This is a genomic window from Thermomonas carbonis (assembly GCF_014396975.1).
In the GTDB taxonomy this organism is placed as follows: Bacteria; Pseudomonadota; Gammaproteobacteria; order Xanthomonadales; family Xanthomonadaceae; genus Thermomonas; species Thermomonas carbonis.
The window spans coordinates 1,881,267-1,899,621 of record NZ_CP060719.1 but is presented as its reverse complement, the minus strand read 5'-3'; the positions used below and the strand labels follow the sequence as shown (position 1 = coordinate 1,899,621).

At 68.7% G+C, this 18,355-nt stretch carries 11 protein-coding genes; 3 read left to right on the top strand and 8 right to left on the bottom strand.

What is annotated here, in order from left to right; translation table 11 throughout:
* Window positions 1-13: 13 nt before the first annotated feature.
* On the bottom strand, window positions 14-415 hold the full coding sequence (gene pilG / locus H9L16_RS08620) for a twitching motility response regulator PilG (protein ID WP_187551331.1): 402 nt from the start codon (window positions 413-415) through the stop codon (window positions 14-16).
* A gap of 159 nt (window positions 416-574) precedes the next feature.
* On the opposite strand from pilG, the gene gshB reads away from it, so the two are divergent.
* Window positions 575-1,537: a glutathione synthase gene (gene gshB, locus H9L16_RS08615; RefSeq protein ID WP_187551330.1), complete on the top strand. Its 963-nt coding sequence runs from the start codon at window positions 575-577 to the stop codon at window positions 1,535-1,537.
* The gene (locus tag H9L16_RS08610; protein WP_187551329.1) at window positions 1,537-2,427 is read left to right on the top strand and encodes an energy transducer TonB; all 891 of its coding nucleotides are present in this window, start codon (window positions 1,537-1,539) and stop codon (window positions 2,425-2,427) included. Before gshB ends, H9L16_RS08610 begins: the two co-directional genes overlap by 1 nt.
* A gap of 19 nt (window positions 2,428-2,446) precedes the next feature.
* Here the strand turns inward: H9L16_RS08610 and H9L16_RS08605 are convergent, their stop codons facing one another.
* The 4 genes from H9L16_RS08605 to mrcB all read right to left on the bottom strand — a co-directional run bounded on the left by H9L16_RS08605 (window position 2,447) and on the right by mrcB (window position 8,233).
* Complete coding sequence (locus H9L16_RS08605; RefSeq protein ID WP_187551328.1) at window positions 2,447-2,932, bottom strand: hypothetical protein; 486 nt, start codon at window positions 2,930-2,932, stop codon at window positions 2,447-2,449.
* Window positions 2,933-3,001: 69 nt separating this feature from the next.
* Complete coding sequence (gene tsaB / locus H9L16_RS08600) at window positions 3,002-3,736, bottom strand: tRNA (adenosine(37)-N6)-threonylcarbamoyltransferase complex dimerization subunit type 1 TsaB (RefSeq protein ID WP_187551327.1); 735 nt, start codon at window positions 3,734-3,736, stop codon at window positions 3,002-3,004.
* A complete protein-coding gene (gene yoaA, locus H9L16_RS08595) occupies window positions 3,733-5,742 on the bottom strand; it encodes a DNA repair helicase YoaA (RefSeq protein WP_187551326.1) in 2,010 nt (669 codons plus the stop codon). The genes tsaB and yoaA overlap by 4 nt, the downstream gene beginning before the upstream one ends.
* A 16-nt stretch (window positions 5,743-5,758) precedes the next feature.
* The gene (gene mrcB / locus H9L16_RS08590) at window positions 5,759-8,233 is read right to left on the bottom strand and encodes a penicillin-binding protein 1B (protein WP_187551325.1); all 2,475 of its coding nucleotides are present in this window, start codon (window positions 8,231-8,233) and stop codon (window positions 5,759-5,761) included.
* 140 nt (window positions 8,234-8,373) lie between these two features.
* Between mrcB and H9L16_RS08585 the strand changes: the two genes are divergently transcribed.
* A complete protein-coding gene (locus H9L16_RS08585) occupies window positions 8,374-10,464 on the top strand; it encodes a glycosyltransferase (protein WP_187551324.1) in 2,091 nt (696 codons plus the stop codon).
* 13 nt (window positions 10,465-10,477) lie between these two features.
* Here the strand turns inward: H9L16_RS08585 and H9L16_RS08580 are convergent, their stop codons facing one another.
* The 3 genes from H9L16_RS08580 to hrpA are packed head-to-tail and all read right to left on the bottom strand — an operon-like array spanning window position 10,478 to window position 18,288.
* Window positions 10,478-12,010 (bottom strand): hypothetical protein, encoded by a 1,533-nt coding sequence (locus tag H9L16_RS08580; protein ID WP_187551323.1) that lies wholly within the window; start codon window positions 12,008-12,010, stop codon window positions 10,478-10,480.
* Window positions 12,007-14,181 carry a RelA/SpoT family protein gene (locus H9L16_RS08575; protein ID WP_425507187.1) on the bottom strand — a complete coding sequence of 725 codons (2,175 nt, stop codon included), beginning with the start codon at window positions 14,179-14,181 and terminating at the stop codon, window positions 12,007-12,009. The genes H9L16_RS08580 and H9L16_RS08575 overlap by 4 nt, the downstream gene beginning before the upstream one ends.
* A gap of 51 nt (window positions 14,182-14,232) precedes the next feature.
* Window positions 14,233-18,288, bottom strand: coding sequence for an ATP-dependent RNA helicase HrpA (gene hrpA / locus H9L16_RS08570; protein ID WP_187551322.1), 4,056 nt, complete (start codon window positions 18,286-18,288; stop codon window positions 14,233-14,235).
* Window positions 18,289-18,355: the final 67 nt, after the last annotated feature.

The window sequence follows — 18,355 nt, the reverse complement described above, 5'->3', positions numbered from 1 at the left end:
CCCTACCCCCCGGTCAGGCGTTGACGTACTTCCGAATGGCACCAAGCAGTTCTTCACGAGTGAAGGGCTTGGTCAGATATTGCTCGGAGCCCACGATACGACCACGCGCCTTGTCGAACAAACCATCCTTCGACGAAAGCATGATCACGGGCACAGTTTTGAATGTCTGGTTGTTCTTGATCAGCGCGCAGGCCTGATAGCCGTCGAGCCGCGGCATCATGATGTCCACGAAAATGATCTGCGGGTTGTGGTCGGCGATCTTCGCCAGCGCCTCGAACCCGTCGGTTGCGGTGACCACGTCGCAGCCCTCCCGCGCAAGCAGCGTTTCCGCCGTGCGCCGGATCGTCTTCGAGTCGTCGATGACCATCACCCTCAAACCCTGGAGGTTGATGCCTGTCTCGTCTTGCTGCGCCATGCGTTCCCCTTGCCGCCATTGCCCGCTGCTGTTTTTGCACTGCAGCCGGACTGTCTATATCCCAGCCCGCACGCGGCCTGTCAAGCGCCGCAATGCGTCACATCGATGGACGCTGCGCGTCGCCTGCTACCATCTTCGCAGCCCGCCATGGACCTGCAGATGACAGACGCCGCACCCCTCGACGTCGTGGTGGTGATGGACCCGATCGAGTCCATCAAGACCGCGAAAGACTCCAGTTTCGCGATGCTGCTGGAGGCCCAGCGGCGCGGCCATCGGCTGCATTATGTTCGCCCCGGCGGGCTGGCGTTGCGCGGCGCGCGAGCGGTGGCCATGACCGCCCCGCTCACGGTGCAGGACATGCAGGGTAGCCATTTCCGCCTGGGCGATTGGCAGGAACTCGACTTCGGCCCCGGCCACGTGGTGCTGATGCGCAAGGATCCACCGGTGGATGCCGCCTACCTCCACGACACCCAGTTGCTGGGCATGGCCCAGCGCCAGGGCGCGCGCGTGGTCAACGACCCGCAGGGCCTGCGCGACTTCAACGAGAAACTGGCCGCGCTGCTGTTCCCGCAGTGCTGCCCGCCGATCCTGGTCAGCCGTGACGCGAAGGCGCTCAAGGCCTTCGTCGGCGAACACGGCGAGGCCGTGCTGAAGCCGCTCGACGGCATGGGCGGGCGTTCGATTTTCCGCGCCCGCGCCGGCGAGGCGAACCTCAACGTGATCCTGGAAACCCTGACCCAGGGCGGTGTGCACCTGGCGATGGCGCAGCGTTACCTGCCGGAGATCGTGGACGGCGACAAGCGGATCCTGCTGGTCGATGGCGAGCCGGTCGATTACTGCCTGGCACGCATCCCGCAGGGCGATGAATTCCGCGGCAACCTGGCCGCCGGCGGGCGTGGCGAAGGCCGGCCGTTGACGGAGCGCGACCGCTGGATCGCAGCGCAGGTGGGTCCGGAGATGAAACGCCGCGGCATGCTGTTCGTCGGCCTGGACGTGATCGGCGACTACCTGACCGAGGTCAACGTCACCAGCCCGACCTGCATCCGCGAACTGGACGCGCAGTTCGGCCTCAACATCGCCGGCACCCTGTTCGACCGCATCGAAGCCACGTCGGTGGCGTGATGGGCGCGGCCGCCGCCCCCGCGTCGCTGCCTGCGCCGCCCCGCATCGGCGAGTCGGAGCGCCTCGGCGCGACCTTGGTGCTGTCGGTGCTGGTGCATGCGATGGTGATCCTCGGCATCGGCTTCGCGGTCGAGGACGCGGCGCCGATGCTGCCCACCCTGGACGTGATCCTGAGCCGCACGCAGACGCCGCTGACCCCGGCGCAGGCGGACTTCCTGGCCCAGGCCAATAACCAGGGTGGCGGCGAGCACGACAAGAGCAGCCGGCCCACCGCCCCGCAGGCCGGCCCGCTGCCGCAACCCGTCGACGGGCTGGCACCGCGTCCGCTGCACGCGCAATCGCCCAGCCCAAGCCCGCCGCCGGATGCGCGGGTGGTGGCTTCAGCGAATGCCACCCAGAGCCTGCCGATGCCGCAACCGTTGCAGCAGGTCGACGCCAACCAGGCGCCGCAAGGCCGCGAAAAAATCGACCGCGACATCGAAATGGCGCGGCTGGCCGCGGAGATCCAGCTGCGCTCGCAGGAATATGCCAAGCGGCCGAAGCGCAAGTTCGTTTCCGCCAGCACCAAGGAATACGCCTGGGCCGATTACCTGCGCGGCTGGGTGGATCGGGTCGAACGCGTCGGCAACCTCAACTATCCGGACGAAGCGCGCCGCCGCCGCATCGGCGGACTGGTGGTGATCAGCGTGGGCGTGCGCCGCGATGGCAGCGTGGAAAGCATCCGCATCGTCCAGTCCAGCCACGTGCCGATGCTGGACGAGGCCGCCAGCCGCATCGTCAGGCTGTCGCAGCCGTTCTCGCCGCTGCCGAAGACCCAGGAAGATCCCGACGTGCTGCACGTCACACGCACCTGGCAGTTTCTGCCCGGCGGCGAGCTGATCGACCGTTAGAAACCCGGCGAAAGACCGCTCAGCGGAACATGCAGTCGAGCAATGGCTGCTCGATGCCGATCACCGCCTCCAGTGCGCTTTCCCAGCCCGCGCCATCCTGCTGGATCAGCGGTGCAAAGCCGCCGGTATCGGCCGATGCCGTCGCCAGATCAGTGAAGACGACCAGGAAATTGCCCTCGCCGGTCTCGACCGTCATCCGCGCGCGCACGCTTCGCCGGCCTTTCTGCCGATAGGCGGCGCGACTTCCCGCCACCAACCGTCCGGCCTCGGCATCCACCGATTCGATCGTGATCGCCGCCGGCTGCTGCGCGGCGCAGTACTGGACCCTGCCGACGATCTGCGATGCCGATCCCGGGATGGAATAGCGGGTGCCGCGCATGCCCATGATCGGACGCGCTTCGCGGCTGGCATCCACCTCCAGCGTGTGGCCCTCGAAGGCCACGTCTTCGGCGATTGCCGGCAGCGCCACCAGCATGCCGGCCAACACCCAGTTCCTGTTTGCCATGCCACACCCCACTTCTGGACTGCTGCTTTGCAGCATAACCAGAATGCCAAGGGCGACAAGCGACGCCCGTCAACCTTTGGTGCGCAAGGCCTGTTGCTCGGCAAGGGTCAGGGCGACGTTGTTGCGCAGGTAGGCGGGCTCGATGCGTTCCGCCGCGACCGCTTCGCCGCGCGCGAACGCGAGTGCGGCCAAGCGGGCCAAGTCTGCTGCATGCGGCAGGGCGCTGGCATCGACCGTGGCCAGCCTGCATTGCAGGCGCAGGGGCAACGCACCATCTGCAGCGGAAAAGCCGGTGCCGACGCCACGCCAGTCGTCACCTGCAGGAATATTGGCAATATCGGGCTTGACCACGACTTCGCTAGCGAGGGCGACGATGTCATCGCCACGACGCGCGAACGCCCCCAGGTAGATCTCGCCCATGCGTGCGTCGATCGCGGCGAGGATGTTTTGCCCACCCTCACCCCGACCCTCTCCCGCCAGCGGGAGAGGGGGAACAGCGGCGCGCATTGCCAGCGCTGCGAGCGTGGACACCGGCAGCACCGGCCGGTCCAGCGCCAGCGCGATGCCCTGGGCGATGGCAATGGCCAAGCGCACACCAGTGAACGCACCGGGACCACGCCCGACCGCGATCGCGTCGAGCTGCGACTTGGCGATACCGGCCTCGGCCAGCATCTCCTCCGCCCACGGCAACGCCAGTTCCGCATGCCGGCGCGGCGCCAGCCCGAAGCGTTCGCGCACTTCGCCATCGATATAGACGGCGACGGAACAGGCTTCGGTGGCGGTTTCGAACGCGAGCAGTTTCATGGGCCGGATTGTGACCCGAAGAACGCCTGCACGTCGCCGACCTCGCGGGTGATCGGCAGCGGCGGCAACGAATCCATGAACACCTTGCCGTAGCTTTTCTGGGTCAGGCGCGGATCGCACAGGACCAGCACGCCGCGGTCGGTTTCGGTGCGGATCAGGCGACCGGCGCCCTGCTTGAGCGCGATCACCGCCTGCGGCAATTGTTCGTCGCGGAACGGGTTGCCGCCGGCGCGGCGGATCGCGTCCAGCCGTGCCTCGAACACCGGATCGTCCGGTGCCGCGAACGGCAGCTTGTCGATGACGACCACCGACAGCGCATCGCCGGCCACATCCACGCCTTCGCGGAAACTCGCGGTACCCAGCAGCACGCCGTTGCCGGACTCGCGGAACCGTTGCAGCAGCACGTGACGCGGCTCGCTGCCCTGCACGAACAACGGCCACGGCGCGTCGCGCAGCAACTCGGCGGCCTCGCGCAGCGCGCGGTGCGAGGCGAACAGCAGGAACGCGCGCCCGCCCGACGCCTGCAGCACCGGCAGCAAGGTCGCGATCAGCGCGGTGCCGTAATCGCGCGAGGCCGGTTCGGGCAGACGCGGCGGCAGGAAGCACAGCGCCTGCCGGTCCCAGTCGAACGGGCTGGGCTCGAGCAATTCGACTGCTTCGTTGATCCCGAGCCGCTGGGCGATATGCGAGAACCCGCCGGACACGGCCAGCGTGGCCGACGTGAACACCCAGGCCGCGCGCGATTCCTCGCGATGCCGGCGCAACGGCGCGGATACGTCCAGCGGCGTGCGTTGCAGGCGGAAGCCGCGCGGGGTGAGTTCGTACCAGTGCACGCTGGTGTCGGGTGGTGCTTCGTCGTCAAAAGTGGGGTCAGAGTCGCCTTTCGTTTCGAAAGGCGACTCTGACCCCACTTTTTCGCCCAGCCAGCGGCGCAGGCGGCCAAGCTGGTCGCGCGCACGCAGGTGGCAGGCATCGAATCCCGGCGCGGCCTCGCGCAACGGTTCCAACGTGTCCTGCATGCGCTGCAGCGCAGCGGCCAATGTCTGGAATGCAGGCTCGATGTCGACCTCGTCCAGCGCGCGCCACGCCGTGCCGCGCACCGGCAGGTTGTCCATGCTCGCGCGCAAGGCACGCGCAGCCTGTTCCAGCTCGCGCGCGGGTTCCTGCACGCTGGCCAGCGAGCCCGCGACCTCCTTGCATTCGCCCAGCGCATCGCGCGCCAACTCGACCAGAGGCCGTGCGCCGAGCCCTTCGCCGAAGAACTGCGCGGCGAGCTCCGGCAGTTGGTGGGCCTCGTCGACCACGAAGGCCTGCGCGCCCGGCAGGATTTCGCCGAAGCCCTCCTGCTTGAGCGCAAGATCGGCCAGCAGCAGGTGGTGGTTGACGACGACCAGGTCTGCAGTCTGCGCGCGCTGGCGCGCCTGCACCACGAAGCAGTCGCCCCACCTCGGGCAGTCGGTGCCCAGGCAGTTGTCCGCGGTCGATGTGACCTGCGCCAGCAGCGGCGAATCTTCCGGCAGCGATTCCAGTTCGGCCAGGTCGCCCATCTTCGTGCGCCCGCTCCACGCGACCACGCGCTGGAACTGCGAGACCTGTTCGCGCGAGGAAAACCCGCCCTTGAACAGCTGCGGATCGCCCTTGGCCTGCTCCATTCGGTACAGGCACAGGTAGTTCGAACGACCCTTGAGCAACGCGCTCTTGATGCCTGTGCCCAAGGCGTCGCGCACCCGCGGGAGGTCGCGGAAATACAGCTGGTCCTGCAGCGCGCGCGTGCCGGTGGACACGATCGTCTTCATCCCGGACAACAGCGCGGGCACGAGGTAGGCGAAGGTCTTGCCGGTGCCGGTGCCGGCCTCGGCCAGCAGCACGCCGCGTTGCTCGAAGGCGTCCGCCACCGCCATCGCCAGGCGTTGCTGCGCGGGGCGCGTCACGAAGCCGGGAATCCGTTGCGCGAGCGGCGCATCGGCGCCGAGCGCCTCGCCGACGGCCTGGCTCAGGCGCGACATCGCGATGCCTCCGGAATCAGGGCTGCGGCACCGGCGCGGCCGGTGGCGCGTCGGCGGGAACCGGTACCTGCTTGGCAGGATCGTCGCCGCCGAACCAACCGCGGATCGCCTGTCCGGCGCGTTGCAGCGCACCGGGTTCGCCGTCGAGCGCGGAGTCTGCGGGGATCGGGTTGCCGTATTCGTCCAGGGCCGGCGGAGGCACGTACACGCAAGCCTGGTAGCCCGGCGCATAGCCCGCCACGAACGCGAAGCGACGCGCGCCAGGGCAGCCGGGATCGGTGCTGTGGCCGCCCTCGACCCAGCGCCAGTCCAGGCCCTCGTCGCTCAACCGCAGCGGTGCGCTGGGCAGCCGCGCGAACACGTCCGACCACACCCGCATCCCGCCGGTCGCGCCGTACAGGCCGGTTTCCTTGTTCTGGTCGTTGCCGACCCAGACCACGCCGAGATGGTCACCGGTGTAGCCGGCGAACCAGCTGTCGCGGCCATCGTTGCTGGTACCGGTCTTGCCGGCGGCGGCCAGCCTGCCCAGACCGTCGCGCACCAGTGGACGACCGGTCCCGGAACTGACCGCGTACTGCAGGGCCACGCCGACCAGCCGCGCGGCCACCGCATCGCCCTTTTGCGCCGGCGGCGCCACGCTGTCATAGCGCTTGATCGCCTTGCCCTGCGGATCCAGCACGCCACGCACCGCGTGCAGCGGCTGGATCTCGCCGCCTGACGCGAGGAACTGGTACAGCTGCGCCATCGCGTACGGGCTCTGATCCACCGCGCCGAGGATCAGCGAGGGCTGGCCTTCGGATTCGATCCCGGCCAGGGTGCGGGTCAACTCCGCCAACCGCTGCGGCTGCATGTCCATGCCCAGCCGGACCGTGGCCTGGTTGTAGCTTTGCGCCAGCGCATCGAGCAGGCGCACGGTGCCATGGCTGCGACCATCGGAATTGCCCGGCTTCCAGTTGCGCGAACGACCCAGGCTGACGGTGACCGGCGCATCGCTGATGGTGCTGGCCAGCGACCATTTGTCCGGCTGCGCCAACGCAAGCAGATACACGAAGGGCTTGAGCAGCGAGCCGACCGGCCGCTTCGCATCAACCGCGCGGTTGAAACCCTGTTCGGTGAATTCGCGGCTGCCGACCACCGCCACCACGTCGCCGTTGTGCACGTCGGTCATCACCACCCCGGCCTGCAGCGTCGGGCGACCCTTGGTCGACAACGACTTGAGCGTGCGCGCCACCGCGCCTTCGGCATAACCCTGCGCGGCCGGCGACATCCCGGTCATCACCGACAGGCCGGCACCGGAGAGTTTGTCTGCCGGGTAATCGCGCGCCAGCTGCTTGCGCACCAGATCGACGTAGGCGGGGAACCGGTTCGCAGCCAGGCTGCCTGCGTTCTCGGTCACGCCCAGTGGCGCCTTCGTCGCGCGCTGGAATTCCTTGTCGTCGATCAGGCCGGTCTCGTGCATCTCGCCGAGTACGAAGTTGCGCCGCTCGGTCGCGCGCTCGGGATTGCGCCGCGGGTTGTACCAGGACGGCCCCTTGACCAGGCCGATCATCAGCGCGATCTGCTCGGTGGACAGGTCCTGCAGTTCCTTGCCGAACCAGAATTCGGACGCCGCCGCAACGCCGCGGATCGACTGCGCGCCGCGCTGGCCCAAGTCGACCTGGTTGAAATAGGCCTCCAGGATCGTGCGTTTGTCGTAGCGCGCCTCCAGCAGCAGGGCGAACAGGATTTCCTTGACCTTGCGGGTGACCGTCTGTTCCTTGCCGATGCCCAGCAAGCCGCTGCGCGCCAGCTGCTGGGTCAGCGTGCTGGCCCCCTGCTTGGTGTCGCCGCCGGATTTCACGGTGACGAAAGCCGCGCGCAGCATGCCGCCAATGTCGATGCCCATGTGCCGGTTGAAATCGCGATCCTCGACCGCCTGCAAGCCGGTCACCAGCAGTTCCGGCACTTCCTCCATGCGCACCAGCCGGCGCTCTTCCTGCTGCTGGCCATACAGCGTGGCCATGCGTGCCGGGTCGAGGCGCGCGCTGCGCAGCGCGCGCTTCCCGGCGACATCGCGGATCGCCGCCACGTCGCCGCCGGACAGGGTGACTTCCAGGATGGCGGGCGCGACTCGGCCATCGACATCGTCATAGCCTCGGCTGGAAATCCGCCATCGCGCACCGTTGCGGTCGTAGGTGCCGGGCCGCTTGCCGTCGCCGTCTCGATAGGAGGCGGCATCGAGCTCGGTCTTCAGGGTCTGCGCGTCCATCGCCAACCCCGAGCGCAGCACCAATGGCCGCGCGTACACGCGGGTCGGCACCTGCCAGCGCAACTTGCCGAAGCGCTCGCCTACCTGGTGGTTCAGATAGAGCATGTACGGGATCAGGAAGCCCAGCAGCAAAGCCGCGGCGGCGAGCCCCCAGGTCAGCAGCCGGTTGCGCCAAACAGGGCCTTCCGAATCGGTGCCGTCGCCATCGTCGTGCAGGTCGTCTTCGTCTTCGATGCGGGGCATGGGCGGCCTGGCTGGCGGCGGTTTCGCGGAATGCGACAATGCCGGGTACGGTTGCGGCGAGTCTAGCGCAGGGTTTGCGCGGCCCGCCGTAGGCCGATGCCTCGTCGTCAGTCAGAATTAATCCGCCGGAGTTCCGCCGCATGCCCCTCCCCGCCGAAGCGCGCTTCTGGATCGCGCGCGCGCTCGGCCTGTGGCGGCGCGGCTGGGCCAGCCTGCGCACACGCGGATTGGCGGCCAGCTGGGCGCGGTTGCTGCGGCAGTTCCGTCGCGCGCCGATCCCTGCGCACGCGCTGTATGCACCTGCTGCGACGGCGTTTTCACCGTTCGCAGTGCCGACCTCCCCGATGCCTCGCGCCAGCATCATCATCCCGGTGTACGGCGCATTCCCACACACGCTCGCCTGCCTGCGCGCCATCGCCGCGCATCCGCCGACGGTCGCATTCGAAGTGATCGTGGTCGATGACGCTTCGCCCGACGATTCGCTGACCCAACTGCGCGCGATCGACGGCATTCGCGTGCACGCACGTGCCAGCAACGGCGGTTTCATCGCTGCCTGCAACGACGGTGCGGTACTGGCGCGCGGCGAGCTGCTGGTCTTCCTCAACAACGACACCGTGCCGCAGCCGGGCTGGCTGGACGCGCTGCTCGATACTTTCGAGGCCCAGTCGGACGCCGGCCTGGTCGGCGCAAAGCTGGTGTATCCGGATGGTCGCCTGCAGGAAGCCGGCGGCGTGGTGTTCGCCGACGGCAGCGGCTGGAACTACGGCCGCTTCGAGGATCCCGGCGACAGCCGCTTCAACTACCTCCGCGATGCCGACTACGTCAGCGGCGCGGCGATCGCGATCCCGCGCGATTTGTTCGCGCGACTCGGCGGTTTCGATGCGCGTTATGCACCCGCGTACTACGAAGACACCGACCTCGCCTTCAAGGTGCGCGCCGCTGGCCTGCGCGTGCTCTACCAGCCGGCCGCCGTGGTCGTGCACGACGAGGGCACGACTTCGGGCACCGACATCAACGCGGGCCCGAAAGCCGCCCAGGTGCGCAACCAGGCGACCTTCACCGACACCTGGCGCGACGCACTCGCATCGCAACTGCCTGCAGGCAGCATCCCCACGCCTGCCCTGCTGCATCGCCGGCAACGACAGGTGCTGGTCATCGACGCGCTCACCCCGCAGCCGGATCGCGATTCCGGTTCGCTGCGGCTGGTGAACCTCATGCGCCTGCTGATGCAGGAAGGCGCGCACGTGGTGTTCGTGCCGGCCAATCGCAGCGCCGACGGCGCTTACACGCAGGCGTTGCAGGCGCTCGGCGTGGAGTGCTGGCATGCGCCGAGCATGGCGCGCTTCCCGGCGTGGTTGCGCGAACACGGTCAGCGCTTCGACGTGGCGATGGTCAGCCGCCACTACATCGCCAGCGAGATGCTGCCGCTGCTGCGCAAGCACGCGCCGCAAGCGACGCTGCTGTTCGATACCGTCGACCTGCACTACCTGCGCGAACGCCGCGCCGCGGAACTGACTGGCGATGCCACTGCGCTGCGCGCCGCAATGCGCACACGCGATCTCGAACTGGCCTTGATCCGCGACGCCCACGCCACGCTTGTCGTCAGCGAGGTCGAGCGCGAGCTGCTGGCCATCGACGCGCCAGGCACGGATGTGCGCGTGCTGTCCAACCTGCATCGCGAAGCGGTGCCGGGGCCGGCATGGTCGCAACGCGAGGGCCTGATGTTCGTCGGTGGCTTCCGCCATCCGCCGAATGTCGATGCCGTGCAGTGGTTCGCACGCGGAGTGTTCCCGCTCATTCGCGCCGCGCGACCCGCACTTGAATTCCATTGCGTCGGCGGTGATGTGCCGGGAGAGATCGCGCGCCTCGCCGAGTTGCCCGGCGTGCGCATCCACGGCCATGTCCCGGACTTGCAGCCACTGCTGGATGCGGTACGCGTGTCGATCGCGCCGCTGCGTTACGGGGCCGGGGTCAAGGGCAAGGTCAACCAGGCGATGGCGCACGGCCTGCCGGTGGTGGCGACCACCTGCGCGGTGGAAGGGATGCACCTGCGCGACGGCGAGGACGTGCTGGTCGCCGACGATGCCGCCGGCTTCGCCGAAGCGGTGCTCCGCCTGCACGACGACGACGCGTTGTGGTCGCGGCTGGCCGCGAACGGGCGCGCGAATGTCGCCGCGCATTTCTCGCTGGATGCCGCGCGCGACGTGGTGCGCGACCTGTTCTTCGACTGACCGAGGCGCGGTTTCAGTTCGCGCCGGAACGGGCCCGCTCCAGCCGTAGTTGCAATTCCTGCAAGCCGGGCGTCGCGGCATCCAGCGCACGTGCACGCGCCAATGCACGCGCGGTCGCTTCGAGTTCGCCGGCCCCCAGGCGTTCTTCGCCGATCGCCAGCCAGCGCTCGCCCAGTCGCCGTTGCGCGGCAGCGATTGCGGCATCGGCCGGGGCCAGTTGTCGCCAGGCTTCCAGGCACACCTGCGCTCGCCCGAGGTCGTTGTCGCGCAGCGCGGTGGCGTTGCAGTCGCGCGCCGCCGGCAGCATGGCCTGCAGGGCGCGCTGCACCGCCGGATCGGCTGGAGCCAGCGCACGCGCCTCGCGCAGGCGATCCCAGGCGCTGTCGCCGGGCGGACTCAGCCAGTCGCCACGGGTGCGCGCCGCTTCCGCTTGGGCCAGCAAATCGCGCACCTGCGCCGTCACCCGTGGCGACATGAGCGGGCGCGGCAGGTGTGCGGCACCCGCGCGCGCCTCCTGCAGGTGGCGACGCGCGGCCTGCACGCGCACGGCATCGCCATCGAGCTGTTCGAGCAGCGCCAGCAACCGTATCGTTTCGTCGAAGCGGAAATCGGCGGTCGCTGCCGCGGCATCGCGGAGCAGGCCATCGACCACCGCACCACTGCACTCGCCCGGCACTGCCGAGGCCGCAACCTCGCGCAACGCCACGCACGCATCGGCGGCAGCTGCATGCCGACCACGCAGCAACGATTGCCGGATGCGCGCACTGCGTTGCTGCACGGCCTGGGCAAGACCGGCATGCAATGCGGGCAGGTCGACGTGACCGGCATCGAAGCGTTCGGCGGCCTGGATGCGCGATGCCGCGCCGGCCAGGTCGCCGCGGGTCAGCAGACCCGTCACCGGCTGCAGCAGGTCGGACAGCGCATCCTCGCGACCTTCCACCGCGCGCTGGTTGCGCGGCTGCAGGGCCAGCACGCGCTGGTACAGCGGCAGGGCCGCGTTAGTGCCCTCCAGCAGATGGCCTGCTGCATGCGCGGATTCCGCTTCTGCAAGCAGCGCACCGATCCCGGCCTGCGCGGCATCGTCCATCCGCAGCAAGGCTTCGGCGGCATCGATGCGGGCCTTCGGCGCATCGAGTTCGCGCGCCAGCCGCAACGCGATCCGCGCCTGCGCCTCGCGGCCGGCGCGTGCATGCGCCTCCGCCTGCGCCAGCGCGGCCAAGGCGACTCGCGACAATCCTTCGCGCGCTTCGACCTGATCCGGTTGCAGCGCCAATGCCGCTTCGTACAACTCGCGTGCGCCGCTGCCATCGGCCACCGACAAACGACCTGCAGCCAACGCCACGCCTGCTTGCGTGCGCAGGGCCTCGGCGCGCGGATCCGGCCAGATCCAGTCACCGATGCGCTGGCGGAACACGATCGCCACCACGAAGGCCAGGAGCAGGCCCGCGAACACCGCAAGAATGCCGCCTCGCCACCCCAGCGGCAGCGTGCCCCAGCGCGCAAGCCAGGCTTCTCGCTTGCGACGCAGCGTGGCGAAGCGGTTCATCCGCGCCGCGCGGATTCGATGCCGGGCAGCGATTCCAGCCGCGCCAGCAACAAACCGAGTTGGCCGAAGTCGGGCACGCGCGCTTGCAGTTGCACGCGGATCTGACCGTGGCCGCCGCGCACCGGTTCGGCATGCAGGCTGGCCACGTGCAGGCCGAGTTGTGCGACCAAGGTGGTGATGTCCTTCAACAGCCACTTGCGGTCGATCCCCTCGATCCGGATCGCGACCTGCTGGCCACCGCGCTGCGCGCCCCATTCCACCGGCAACACGCGCGCCGGCTGGATCCCGGCCAAGCGCAGGAACGCCGCGCAGTCCGGGCGATGCACGCTGACCCCGCGCGCGCGGGTGAGGTAGCCGACGATCGCTTCGCCCGGCAGCGGCTGGCAGCAGCGCGCGACCTGCGCCAACAGGTTGTCCACGCCCTGCACGGTGACCGTACTCGCCTTCGATGCCGAAGCCGACGCATGCGATTTAGGCGGCACGATCGATGTCGATGCGGCTGGCGACGCCGCTTCCTGCGCGGCACGTTCGAGTTCCAGCAGGGCGCGCCCCACCTGGTTCGGGCCGACATCGCCCAGCGCCACCAGCACCAGCAGCTCGTCCACCGTCGACGCGTTGAACTTGGCCAGGACCGGCTGCAGGTCGGCGTGCAACAGGCCCATCCGACGGAGGTCGCGGTCGAGCAATTCGCGCCCGGCCTGCAGGTTGCGTGCACGATCGAGCTTGTTGAACCAAGCCCGCACCTTGTCGCGCGAACGGCTGCTGGCCAGGAACCCGGAGCCCGCCTGCAACCAGTCGCGACGCGGTTCCGCGGTCTTGCCGGTGAGGATCTCCACGCGCTGGCCACTGTGCAGTTGCGTACCCAGCGGGACGATGCGGCCATCGACCTTCGCCCCGCGGCAGCGGTGCCCGACCATGGTGTGCACCTGGTAGGCGAAGTCGAGCACGGTGCCGCCCTGCGGCAGGTCTACCACGTCGCCATTCGGCGTGAGCGCATACACGCGTTCCTCGGCCAGGTCCGCGTCCATGCCCTGCAACGGCGAGGCCTCGCCGTCCCTGGCGGCATCGGCAGCCTGTTCCAGCAGCTTGCGCATCCACGCGATGCGCTTGTCCATCGCCGCACCGCCGGCCGCGCTGCCTTCCTTGTAACGCCAGTGCGCGGCCACGCCGAGCTCGGCCTGCGCATGCATCTCGCGGGTGCGGATCTGCACTTCCAGGGTCTTGCCTTCCGGCCCCAGCACGGCGGTGTGCAGCGAGCGATAGCCGTTGGGCTTCGGCCTTGCGATGTAGTCGTCGAACTCGCTCGGAACCGGCACCCACAATGCGTGCACGAGCCCGAGCACGGCGTAGCAGTTCGGCACGTCATCGACCAGCACGCGCAACGCGCGCAGGTCGTACAACTCGCCGATCGGCGCATCCTTCTTCCGCATCTTCTTCCAGATGCTGTAGATGTGCTTGGGCCGGCCGGCGATGTCGGCGGCGATGCCGTTGTCGGCCAGCACCTCGCGCAACTGCGCCAGTGCCGACTGGATGAAGCGCTCGCGGCCGCTGCGGTTGTCGTCCAGCAGGCGGGCGATGCGCACGTAGGTGTCGGCTTCGAGCACGCGGAACGCGAGGTCTTCCAGTTCCCACTTCAGCTGCCAGATGCCCAGCCGGTTGGCCAGCGGCGCATGGATGTCACGGGTGAGCTGCGCCAATGCGCGCTGTTCTTCCGCCGGCAACCGCCAGGCCGCGCGCATCCGCGACAACTGCCGCGCCAGCACGATAGTGACCACGCGCAGGTCGCGCACCAGCGCCAGCAGCAGCCGGCGCATGCCTTCCGGGTTGCGCCCGCCACCGTGGTCGCGATGCAGCGCCCACACCCGGCTGGACGCGCGCTGGCCTTCCAGCAACACCTGCAGGCGTTCGGGGATCTCCACCTTGGCCGCCGCCGCGAGTGGCTCGATGTCGACCAGCGCATCCAGCATCGCCGCCGCCATCACCTCGGCATCGGCGTTGAGCGTGCCCAGGATCGCGAGCGTGTCGAGCAAGACGTCGGCGCGGTCGCGCATCGGCGCGCCGGCCTCGGCATGTTCGCGCCAGAATGCCGCCAACGGCACCGGCAGCGCGCCCGCGGGTAGCCGCGCCAGGGCCGCGGCATGGGACGTCGTGGTGGGGGCGACGGCGTGCATGCGCGTACCTTAGCGAGCGCGCCATGAAGCGGCCAGCGCTCATCGGGTCCTTCATCCGGTTCTTTGCAGGCGTTCCAGCCGCGCCGCCAAGCGCTTCGGCGATACCCCGCCCTTGGCACCGAGTTCCTGCGCGAACAATTGCACGCGCAGTTCCTCCAGATCCCAGCGCAAGGCCACGGCTTCCGGATGCGTCGCATCGGCCGTCGCCAGCGCGGAAACGAAGGGCGCCAGTTCCAGCATCCGCTGCTGGTCGCGCACGGGGTCGCGTTGCGCGCGTTCGGCACGCAGCGACATTGCCTTGAGATAGCGCGGATAATCGGCCAGCACGTCGGCCGGCACGTCGCGCAGGAAGCCGGGCGGCACCAGTCCGTCCAGTTGTGCCTGCAGGTCGTCCAGGTTCGCGCGCGCCCAGCCGATCAGCTTCGATTCCAGCTTCGCCCGCACCTCGGCGACCAGGCCCAGGATCGCTTCGGCCTGCTGCAGCCGGCGCATCGCTTCGGCGAACACGCCCTTGCCAACGACGTCGCGACGCTGCGCGAACGCATCGGCATCGCGGATCGCGAGCAGGCCATCGGCCGCGAGCGCGGCGAACGCCCCATCGACAAGATCGGCGCGCAGGCGATCGGCATCCTTCAGGCCATCCCGCCGCGGCGATGCGGACTCGATCGCGGCGTACAGCAACGAAGTCTTCGGCGGCACCGGCAACTGTCGGCGCGCCTGCTTCAGCTTGTCCGAGAGCGCGATCGCCAGCAACCGGCGCACGCCCTGCGGGTGCAGGCGTTCGGCGACCTCGCGTTGCGCATGCACGGCGAGAGATGCCGCATCGCCATCGTCCTGCAGCGCCGGCCACGCCGGCACCCCGCCCGCGCCGGCCACGCTGAGCGGCACCGGCTGGATCGGGAAATCGATCAGGCCGGCCTGCGCCATGCCCTGCGCGGCATGGCGGGCGAAGGCCTCGGCAGCACGCCGGCCAAAGCGCGTGCGCAACTCGGGCACGTCGCGCGATTCGGCGAGCACGTGCTTGCCGTCGCTGTCGAACACGCGAAGGTTCGCAAGCAGGTGCGCGTCGATGCCGGCCGCGTCGAAATCCAGTGCAGTGACATCGACCCCGGACAGCTTCTTGAGGAAACGGGCGAGCGCGCCTTCGATGGAGTCGGCTTCAGGCTGCGAATACGCTTCCGCGAAGGCCCGACCGAAATCCGGCGCCGGCACGAAATTGCGGCGCAGCGCCTTCGGCAGCGACTTGATCAGCGCGGTCGCCTTGTCGGCGACGAAGCCGGGCGCTAGCCACGACAGTCGCGCATCGTCGAGCGCGTTCAGCAGGTGCAACGGCACCGCCACCGTCATGCCATCGTCGATCGCGCCGGGATCGAAGCGGTACTGCACGGCCAGGCGCGCGGTGCCCAATGCGATGTACGCCGGATACAGCGCCGCATCGGTCTGGTCGACCACCAGCAGGTCATCGCGCGACCATTCCAGCAGGCCCTTCTGTTCCTTCGGCAACTTCGCAACCCACGCATCCAGGGCCTGCGCGTTGTGCACGTGCGGCGGCAGCCGGTCCAGGTACCAGCGCGCCTGCCAGTCCTCGTCCACCACCAGGCCGACGCGGCGCAATTTCGCTTCTTCCTGCTTCGCCTCTTCCAGCGTGCGCAGGTTGCGTTGCAGGAACGGGCTGCGGGTATTGATCTCGCCGGTGAGCAAGGCCTCGCGCACGAAGATCACCCGCGATTCCTCCGGGAACAGCCCGCCGTAGTGCACCGGCTTCTTCGGCGCCAGCACCAGCCCGAACAGCGAGATCTGCTCGCTGCCGAGCACGCGTCCCTGCGCACGCGACCAGTGCGGCTCGTGGTAGCGACGCGCCAGCAGGTGCGGTAGCTCGGCGATGACCCAGTCGGGCTCGATCGCGGCGTTGGTCAACGACCAGACTTTCTCGGTATCCAGCAAAGTCGCCGACAGCACCCACGGCGGCGGCTTGCTGGCCAGGTTGGAGCCCGGGAACAACTGGAACTTGCGCCCGCGCGGGCCGTCGTAGAGGCCGCGATCGCCGCGGTTGCCCAAGTGGGTCGGCAGGCCGGCGATCAGGGCGCGATGCAGCGCTGCGAAGGAAGAAAAACCCGGGTCAGAGTCGACTTTCCGCTCACTCACCTTGGAACCATGAGTTTTTTCGGGGAAAGTCGACTCTGACCCGGGTTTTTCACCCGTTTCCCAACCCAACTCCTGGCACTGCAGCTTCAACTGCCGATGCAGCTCCCACCATTCGCGCAGGCGCAGGAAGCCCAGGAACTGCTTGTCGGCCCACTTGCGCAACTGCGACTGGGTCAACTCCTCGTGCGCTTCGCGATAGGCCTGCCACAGCTTGAGGATGCCGACGAATTCCGACTTCGGATCGGCGAACTGCGCGTGCGCGGCATCCGCAGCGGCGCGGGCATCGGCCGGGCGCTCGCGCGGATCGGAAATGCCCAGAAAACTTGCGATCACGATCATCTCGCGCAACACGCCATGCGTGGTCGCGGCGACCAGCATGCGCGCCAGCTTCACGTCGACCGGCAGCTTCGACATCGTGCGGCCGATCGCGGTCAGCTTGCGCTGCGCGTCGACCGCGCCGAGTTCGTTCAACTGCTGCCAACCGTCCGCCACTGCACGCGAATCCGGCGGCTCCAGGAACGGGAACGCCTCGATGTCGCCAAGCCCAAGCGACAACATGCGCAGGATCACCCCGGCCAACGCGGCGCGGCGGATTTCCGGATCGGTGAACTCCGCGCGCGACTGGAAATCGGCCTCGGAATACAAGCGGATGCAGGTGCCCGGCGCGATGCGGCCGCAACGGCCGGCACGCTGGTTGGCGCTCGCCTGGCTGATCGCCTCGATGTGCAGGCGATCGAGTTTCTGCCGCGGGCTGTAGCGCTTGACGCGCGCCACGCCCGGATCGACTACGTAATGGATCCGCGGCACCGTCAGCGAGGTCTCGGCGACGTTGGTGGCCAGCACGATCCGCCGCTGCGAACCGGGATGAAACACGCGATCCTGGTCTTTCGCCGACAGCCGCGCGTACAGCGGCAGCACTTCGGTGTGGCGGTACTTGCGCTTCTCCAGTGCCCGGTGGGCTTCACGTATCTCGCGCTCGCCCGGCAGGAAGATCAACGTGTCGCCGATGCCCTTGTCGCGCTGGATTTCATCGCAGGCAGCGACGATGCCGTCCAGCATCGAGTGCCCGGAGAAACCGGGGTCAGAGTCGACTTTCCCTTTCGCGGGAATCGGCGAAACGGCATCCTGGGAGAAAGTCGACTCTGACCCCGGTTTCTCACCGAGCGGGCGATACCTCATCTCCACCGGATAGCCGCGCCCTTCGACATTGACCACCGGCGCGCCTGCGAAGTGCGCGGAGAAGCGTTCGGTGTCGATGGTCGCCGAGGTCACGATCAACTTCAGGTCGGGGCGCTTGGGCAGCAACTGCTTGAGATAGCCCAGCAGGAAGTCGATGTTGAGGCTGCGCTCGTGGGCCTCGTCGACGATGATCGTGTCGTACTTCGACAGCCAACGATCGGTCTGGATCTCCGCCAGCAGGATGCCGTCGGTCATGAACTTGATCGCGGTGGTGTCGCCGACCGCATCGTTGAAGCGCACCTGGAAGCCGACCGCGCCACCGAGCTGCACCTGTAGTTCTTCGGCCACCCGCCGCGCCACCGAGCGCGCCGCGATCCGCCGTGGCTGGGTGCAGCCGATCATGCCGGCGGCCCCACGACCGGCGAGCAGGCAGATCTTCGGCAGTTGGGTGGTCTTGCCGGATCCGGTCTCGCCGGCCAGCACCACGACCTGGTGCTTGCGGATCAGGGCGACGATATCGTCCGCATGCGCGGCGATCGGCAGGGACGCATCCACGGTGGCCGCAGGCAATGCCGCTGCACGGCGTTCGCGCTCGGCGACCGAGGCCTGCAGCTTCGCGCTGAAGGCCTGGCGCAGCGCGTCGTCGGCTGCCTTCGCGTTCCATTTCGCCCACAGCCCCAGCAGGCGCCCGCGGTCGCGGCTCAGTGCGCCATCGATGGCGCGCCGGGCCTGTGCCGGGGACGGGGTGGAGGCGTGCTTGGAATCGGGCTGGATGGACGCCATTGATCGATTGCAGTACGAATTTTCATGATCCGGGAACCCCGGAGCCGCTATTGTCGCCGCAACGCCC

Coding starts and splice junctions, on each gene's coding strand:
- gshB (WP_187551330.1), top strand. CDS start 575: ATGACAGACGCCGCACCCCTCGACGTCGTGGTGGTGATGGACCCGATC.
- H9L16_RS08605 (WP_187551328.1), bottom strand. CDS start 2,932: ATGGCAAACAGGAACTGGGTGTTGGCCGGCATGCTGGTGGCGCTGCCG.
- H9L16_RS08585 (WP_187551324.1), top strand. CDS start 8,374: ATGCCCCTCCCCGCCGAAGCGCGCTTCTGGATCGCGCGCGCGCTCGGC.
- yoaA (WP_187551326.1), bottom strand. CDS start 5,742: ATGTCGCGCCTGAGCCAGGCCGTCGGCGAGGCGCTCGGCGCCGATGCG.
- H9L16_RS08575 (WP_425507187.1), bottom strand. CDS start 14,181: ATGCACGCCGTCGCCCCCACCACGACGTCCCATGCCGCGGCCCTGGCG.
- hrpA (WP_187551322.1), bottom strand. CDS start 18,288: ATGGCGTCCATCCAGCCCGATTCCAAGCACGCCTCCACCCCGTCCCCG.
- tsaB (WP_187551327.1), bottom strand. CDS start 3,736: ATGAAACTGCTCGCGTTCGAAACCGCCACCGAAGCCTGTTCCGTCGCC.
- pilG (WP_187551331.1), bottom strand. CDS start 415: ATGGCGCAGCAAGACGAGACAGGCATCAACCTCCAGGGTTTGAGGGTG.
- mrcB (WP_187551325.1), bottom strand. CDS start 8,233: ATGCCCCGCATCGAAGACGAAGACGACCTGCACGACGATGGCGACGGC.
- H9L16_RS08580 (WP_187551323.1), bottom strand. CDS start 12,010: ATGAACCGCTTCGCCACGCTGCGTCGCAAGCGAGAAGCCTGGCTTGCG.
- H9L16_RS08610 (WP_187551329.1), top strand. CDS start 1,537: ATGGGCGCGGCCGCCGCCCCCGCGTCGCTGCCTGCGCCGCCCCGCATC.